Origin of the sequence: Chamaesiphon sp. OTE_8_metabat_110, assembly GCF_031382685.1 — a bacterium.
GTDB lineage: Bacteria > Cyanobacteriota > Cyanobacteriia > Cyanobacteriales > Chamaesiphonaceae > Chamaesiphon.
The window spans coordinates 1-6,561 of sequence record NZ_JANMZA010000291.1; the positions used below are offsets into that span (position 1 = coordinate 1).

The 6,561-nt window shown below is 44.6% G+C and carries 8 protein-coding genes and 1 riboswitch; of the genes, 2 read left to right on the top strand and 6 right to left on the bottom strand.

Annotation, left to right across the window (positions count from 1 at the left end):
• Together glgA and RMO52_RS10450 are read right to left on the bottom strand one after the other, a co-directional pair.
• Nucleotides 1–1,337: glycogen synthase GlgA (gene glgA, locus RMO52_RS10445; protein ID WP_310413737.1), on the bottom strand; the 1,337-nt coding region annotated here is incomplete at its 3' end.
• Nucleotides 1,338–1,498: 161 nt separating this feature from the next.
• Entirely contained in the window at nucleotides 1,499–2,869 is a 1,371-nt protein-coding gene (locus RMO52_RS10450) for a hypothetical protein (RefSeq protein WP_310413740.1), read from the bottom strand.
• Nucleotides 2,870–3,045: 176 nt separating this feature from the next.
• On the opposite strand from RMO52_RS10450, the gene RMO52_RS10455 reads away from it, so the two are divergent.
• A complete protein-coding gene (locus tag RMO52_RS10455; RefSeq protein ID WP_310413743.1) occupies nucleotides 3,046–3,762 on the top strand; it encodes a heme oxygenase (biliverdin-producing) in 717 nt (238 codons plus the stop codon).
• 155 nt (nucleotides 3,763–3,917) lie between these two features.
• Here the strand turns inward: RMO52_RS10455 and RMO52_RS10460 are convergent, their stop codons facing one another.
• The 4 genes from RMO52_RS10460 to RMO52_RS10475 all read right to left on the bottom strand — a co-directional run bounded on the left by RMO52_RS10460 (nucleotide 3,918) and on the right by RMO52_RS10475 (nucleotide 6,285).
• A complete protein-coding gene (locus RMO52_RS10460) occupies nucleotides 3,918–4,334 on the bottom strand; it encodes a hypothetical protein (RefSeq protein ID WP_310413745.1) in 417 nt (138 codons plus the stop codon).
• Complete coding sequence (locus RMO52_RS10465; RefSeq protein ID WP_310413747.1) at nucleotides 4,321–4,734, bottom strand: DUF1636 domain-containing protein; 414 nt, start codon at nucleotides 4,732–4,734, stop codon at nucleotides 4,321–4,323. Before RMO52_RS10465 ends, RMO52_RS10460 begins: the two co-directional genes overlap by 14 nt.
• A 21-nt stretch (nucleotides 4,735–4,755) precedes the next feature.
• Nucleotides 4,756–4,907: riboswitch (cobalamin riboswitch) on the bottom strand.
• 134 nt (nucleotides 4,908–5,041) lie between these two features.
• A complete protein-coding gene (rsmG, locus tag RMO52_RS10470; RefSeq protein ID WP_310413754.1) occupies nucleotides 5,042–5,782 on the bottom strand; it encodes a 16S rRNA (guanine(527)-N(7))-methyltransferase RsmG in 741 nt (246 codons plus the stop codon).
• Nucleotides 5,783–5,916: 134 nt separating this feature from the next.
• On the bottom strand, nucleotides 5,917–6,285 hold the full coding sequence (locus tag RMO52_RS10475; RefSeq protein ID WP_309741077.1) for an EamA family transporter: 369 nt from the start codon (nucleotides 6,283–6,285) through the stop codon (nucleotides 5,917–5,919).
• A 16-nt stretch (nucleotides 6,286–6,301) separates the two neighbouring features.
• On the opposite strand from RMO52_RS10475, the gene RMO52_RS10480 reads away from it, so the two are divergent.
• The coding region (locus RMO52_RS10480) for an ArnT family glycosyltransferase (RefSeq protein ID WP_396134947.1) at nucleotides 6,302–6,561 on the top strand (260 nt) is incomplete at its 3' end.

The window sequence follows — 6,561 nt, forward strand, 5'->3', positions numbered from 1 at the left end:
TCTTGTGCTGATTTATCCCAACTAAAATTGGTTGCCATCCCCCGCTGTTGGAGTTCTGCCCATTGCGGCTGATAATGGAAACTTTCCTCAGCACGTACCATACAAGTAAATAGATCCAAGGCTTCATATCGATCGAAACAATACCCCGTACCCTTGTGATGTTGCGGATCGTGGTGAGTAACTGTATCGACTAGTCCCCCCGTGCGCCGGACAATCGGGACGCAACCATAGCGCATCGCCAACATCTGAGAAATCCCACAAGGTTCAAATCGACTCGGCATCAGGAAGGCATCCGAACCAGCATAAATCCGCCGGGAGAGCGATTCATTGTACATCAGGTAAGTTGCCATCCGTCCGGGATAACGCGAGGCGAGTTGCCACAGTTGCGTCTCATAATTGCGATCGCCAGTCCCCAAGACCACGAATTGAGCGGTAGTATAAGCCAAAAAGCGATCGAGTGTCTGGAGCATCAGATCCAAACCTTTTTGCTCTACTAATCGCGATACCATTCCTACCAAGAAGGTGTCGGGATTGATGGCTAAGCCAACTTCCTGCTGGAGTGCGGCTTTATTTTTGGGACGATCTGCGAGAGTTTTGGTAGTAAAATTCTGGACTAAAGCTTTATCATTTGCCGGATCGTAGACTTCGGTATCAATGCCATTGACGATACCCGACAACCGCCCACTAATGAAAGATAGTAGCCCTTCAATCGTCTCACCATACTCGATCGTCTGAATTTGTGCGGCATAAGTCGGCGAAACTGTATTGACGCGATCGGCATATTGTACCGCCGCCGCCATGGTATTGTGACCTTGCATATACCACGGACACCAGGTAATCCGCTCCAGGTACCACCGCCACGGCCCTTGGTAAGCTAAATTGTGAATGGTGAAGATCGTACTGATATCGGGATCTTGGTGCATCCAGACGGGTAGCATTCCGGTATGCCAGTCATGACAGTGGAGAATATCTGGCTTCCAATAGTTCCAGCAAAACTCCGCCGCGCCATTAGCAAAAAACGTAAACCGCCAATCTTCATCCTCACCGCCATAAATCCGCAGCGGATCGAATACTGGATGCCCAAATAAGTACAGTGGGACATCGGTACCGGGCAAAACTGTCTCATACACCGCGAAGTGATTAAACATCGCGTAGCCATTCCAGACTGGCTCGTAGGGAATATCTAATTTACCAACTAGCGAACCATAATAAGGCATGAAGATCCGAACGTCATGACCCATTTTCCGCAAGAACTTGGGAAGCGCACCAACAACATCACCCATCCCACCAACTTTTGCAATGGGCGCAGCTTCCGCCGCCACAAATAAAATTTTCATAGCTATTTTTTATATTTAGGTATCCGATCCTAATGACATTAGGATAGTCATCTCAGCCATCATACCAGCCATCCAGACCCCAAATTGATTAAAATCTAGATACCTTGGTGTATTGCCCTCCAGTATTATTTCTAATTAATAATTATTAACTATTAATTATTTTAAAGATATTCTAGTAATCTCGGTCTCACGCCAAATAAAGTAAGGATAGCAATGCTCCCTAGCGCAGCCGTAGTATATATCTCAAAATTTTCGACGCGATTATTGCCAAGTTTGATATTTTTCTCAAATTCTTTTTTATTCAATTCCATTAATTCAGTATGCAGATTTTTGTAGCGATCGAATGCCCAATTCGATTCACCAGGATTGGTACCGACACACAAGGCGATCGCTTCAGCTACTTTGCCACTGCGATATAGTTGGCGAATTTGTTTATCGATTTTGAGATAATCGTTAAATGAGCGAAGTGTCTCGATTGCCAGTTTTCGCTCGCCATTAAAGGTAATATTATTTAGTGCATTTGTGAATAATCCAGTTACTTCTCCAGACTTGATGTCTAACGAAGTATTGAGAATCACATTCTCGATCGATAAATTGGGTGGTATGGTAAGAATTTTAGCAACCTTGTCATTAAATGATTGCTCGTGCTTGGGACTGTTTGCTCGATCGAGCAGATAACGGCTCTCGTCGGCGTTAGCTTTATATGACAAAGAGCGCATTTGTCGCAGCGCATATAAAGAGTCGAAAGCATCAGCTTTGGCTACTTTTAAATTTGCAGTCGCGCCAACAAAAGAACTAATTGTATATCCTAAAAGAACGATCGCGATCGCTGTTGCTCCGAGTAACGGTAAATTTAAAATCCGCCGCATTCGTTGATAGATAAAGATCTGCATGATGACTAAAATCGCAATCTGAATCAATCCAACGATCGCGATCGCCAAGCCAATTCCACCATTAGTAAAACGTTGCCGCGTATAACTTTTTTCTAATTCTTGCGAATTTACTCGACCTAATTGTTCGGCTTGGGGAATGATGTCCCGATCCATTAAAGTAGCGGCACTCTGATAGATATTCAATGCACCCGCAAGATCTCCGCGTTTATGCGCTTCTCTGGCTGATTGAAGCTTCAATAAATAAGCACTGTTGTTTAATTGTAAACCTTGAATGATTCGCTCTTCTTCTGGATAGGTAATATTTCTGGCGGCTGCTACCAATCGATCGGCAATTTTCTTGCGATTTGTCTCAAAATCTGCCAATACTTGCCGATTTGCTCCTGGTTTCAATAGCAATTCATTTGCCAAGCTCGCATCCATATCGGCAAATGAATCTTGTAGTTGCTGCGCTGTGAGAATACTCGGTGCAGCATCTTTACCGACAGTCTTGAGCGCTTGGCGCTGGGCGTTGACACCATAGATGCTAATAATTAACATCAATAAGCTAATTCCCCATGTCGCATACCAACCACTGCGGAGAATTTGTGGTGTATTGAACTTAGTGGCTAATTTTTGAGCTGAGCTGGGAATAGCGGTCATCTGAATCGTGCTCCAAATTATCAAAATAATCCTGTCGGGTGGAAATATTGCCATCCAACTCATCATTGGGATTCAATGTAGCAAATATGTTGCATGGTCATAAATCTTAATAGTAATTCTCAGCAAATTATCTTAAGCTAACAGATTAGTGGATATATATTCGGAATATTTTTAACATGACTTCTAATCTGGCTACTAAATTGCGTGAAGGTACTAAAAAATCTCATAATATGGCAGAGAATACGGGCTTTATCGCCTGCTTCCTCAAAGGCACTGTGGAAAAGAAATCCTATCGTAAGCTAGTCACCAACCTCTACTTCGTCTACTCGGCGATGGAAGAGGAAATGCACAAACGTTCCCAAGACCCAATTTTAGCCAAAGTCTTCTTTCCCGAACTCGATCGCAAGGCTGCACTAGAGCAAGACTTAGCCTTCTATTATGGTGCCAACTGGAAAGAGCAAGTAGCACCCTCAGAAGCTACTAAAAAGTATATCGCACGGATTCACGAAGTTGCCGAGCAAGATCCCGCACTGATGGTAGCACACCTCTACACCCGCTACCTGGGCGATCTTTCTGGCGGTCAAATCCTCAAAAAAATTGCGGTAAATGCGATGAAACTCACCGACGGTGAAGGCACCGCGTTTTATGAGTTCGCCCAAATCCCTGATGAGAAAGTATTCAAAGCTAACTATCGTCAAGCAATGAACGATCTTCCCATTGACGAAGCCAAAGCCGACGCCGTTGTCGATGAAGCCAACGCCGCCTTTGGGATGAACATGATTATGTTCACAGAATTAGAGGGTAATCTGATTAAAGCGATCGGAATCCAATTATTCAATCTCCTCACTCGCAAACGCAATCGCAATGGTGGCGAATTGGCTACTGCGGAGTAGGGAGTAGGGAGTAGGGAATAGGGGATAGGGAATAGGGGATAGGGAATAGGGGAGACTGGGGGACTGAGAGTTTCTTGCTCCATTACCTCTTACCTCTTACCTTTTACCTTTTACCTCTTACCTCTTACCTCTTACCTTTTCCTAAAGCCTACCCTCTACCCCCTATCCGCAACCCATCGCCGACAGACTTGTTGATAACAGTCTGGCGGCGAAATTTTGAGGTTTTGACACCAGCCGATATCGAGATTGGTATTAGACTCGATCGCAAAAATTAGCTCGGTTTGGGGGTGATAATTAGTGACAGCAGTAATTATCGGCTCGATCGATCGATCGGGTATCAGCCATTCTTGGAGATAGATCGCAAGCTGTGGCTGGGGAACATAGCGAAAATTGAGATCCGACAACAACGAATCGCTCCCACGAGCATCAGCATCGCCAAAGAGGTCTACTGGGCTGCTAATTGCTACAATTCCCCGATCGAAATTTAGATAGCCTTGCCAAGCCCGATTGCCAATCCAGAGGAAGTTTTGAGCAAACAGGCTGGTGCGGCTCGACGTATTATAGTGCCGCATGAGAAGGTGTAGGTACGAAGAGGGGGGGAATCTTGGCGAGGATGCCTTGCTTGAGCGGTGCGGGGCGCTCTGCCCACGGTAGCACTCCAGTCGGATGCTGATAGTATTTCTCGGCACAGTTTAGGATATTGCCCAGCTCCACAGTGGGATCGTCACTAGCAATATCCCCAAATAAATAAGTGTGCTTGCCAGCAGCGGCAAAAGAAATCGCACAAGAGCGACTACAAGCACTCATACAGCCAACGGCTTGAATCGGAAACTCTGCTGCCAAATCCCAATCTCGATGCAGGGTTTCCAGCTCTTGGAGCAGCCGTTCGCCAGCACTGGTACCAACGCGCTGACCATCTTGCCACTTACTGCCGCAAGTGGTACAAACAAATAAACTCTGTTGTGGGTTCACCTAATACCTCGTAGGTTAAATTGAACTAGATATAGTGCTGGCGGGCATTCTGACTCGATCGCGGCGCAGTTACCAGCGATTTACAGTTGCGGGACAGTGTTGGATTTTCACCAAGCTTTCCCCATTACTTCGAGTGGCTGTTCCCCACTCAAACCAGATCTGAAGTTTCATTATACAGGTTCTGAGATCGCTTACAGAAAATTCGATCTCTCATCACTGACGATCGGGTTTCTCATAATCGATCGAGCGTTACTAGTGCATTTGTATTGTAATTTCTCGATTTCAGAGTACTCACGCGATCTGTAAACTACAATGGTTTTTGGGTCGGAATTCCGATTGCTCGTGGATAGTAAGGATGCGTATCGGTAGTTTTATGTAGCCAGATACAGTGGCGGATGCTGTTAGTAAGCGGAGTATGAAATAAATCTGTTTTAACGATTTCACCACCTAATTTAGCAACTGCTAATTCGAGACTACTAGCTTCTTCCTCAGTCCAATTACCCCGATAGAGGATGGCTGTACCGCCAACTTTGACTAATGGTAGTGCATATTCAGCACAAACATTTGCTGAGGCTACCGCTCTTACTAGGGCGAGATCGTACTGATGACGGTGTTGTCTTTGCTGTCCTAATTCTTCAATTCGACTCACTAGCGGATGAATATTTGGGAGGTCAAGTTCGGGCGCAATCGATTCGATAAATCCAATCTTTTTATTAGTAGAATCAACTAAAGTAAGCTGCCAATCGGCTCTAGCGATCGCGAGTGGCAATCCGGGGAAACCAGCCCCAGTACCGATATCGATGACTTGTAACGCTCTAGAGTCGCTAATTAACTCGCCCACACCGCGCACGGAATCCCACAAATGTTTTTCCCAGAATTCTTCAGGCGCGGTAATTCTAGTGAGGTTTAATTGTTGGTTGGCAGTAATTACTTCTGTATATAAAGCTTGGAGCTGTACTTGCTGTCGATCGCTCGGACACCAATCGATACCTTGCCATACGTCTACATTTGGTAAAGAGGTTGAACTAGGTATTGATGAAATATTCATGCAGGTGATTAATAATTAATAATGTGTGTATTGCAAATAAGTGGATTTTGTAGGGTGGGCACTGCCCACAATATTTAAAATAATTAAATCTACTGCTTATTAATTTTAGACAATTACAAAATGCAAGCTAGAATTTACTTATGTGAAACGACTAAGACGACCCCAAGGGAAATAGCAGCTAAACCAATAATTTGCATAAAAGCGATCGACTCACGAAACCAAAAGTGACCGATTAATACCGAACAAATATAACTGAGTGAAATTGCGGGAGCGGCAATACTTAAATTGACGCGAGTGAGGAGGAGAATATAGACAACTGCCCCGATCGCATAGCAAGTTAAACCAACTAATAATTCTGGAGTGGTAACGATACTAAAGATATGATTTAGAGCGTTATCGACCTCAACTTTTCCCAGTTTAACAGCGCCCAGCTTGAGAAAAAATTGACCGCATACGCCAGCTAAAACCGAGATTAGTAGTAAACTGAATTCTGATATGGTCACAATTTAATCCTTGAGTGTGAATATACACAAATATGTATTGCTGGGGCAGAGATTTCCCCGATCGAGCCTGTTACTATTTGCTCTACCATTATTATTAATTAATGGCGAACATCAGAGTTTGATGCCTCATGATGAGGGTTACTATGCAATTCAAGCTCGCTGGATCTGGGAGAGTGGCGACTGGCTGACACCGCAATGGTGGGGTCTCCCAATTTACGATCGGACGATCGGTATTCAGTGGCTGATTGCGTTAGCTTATCATCTGTTTGGACTCAA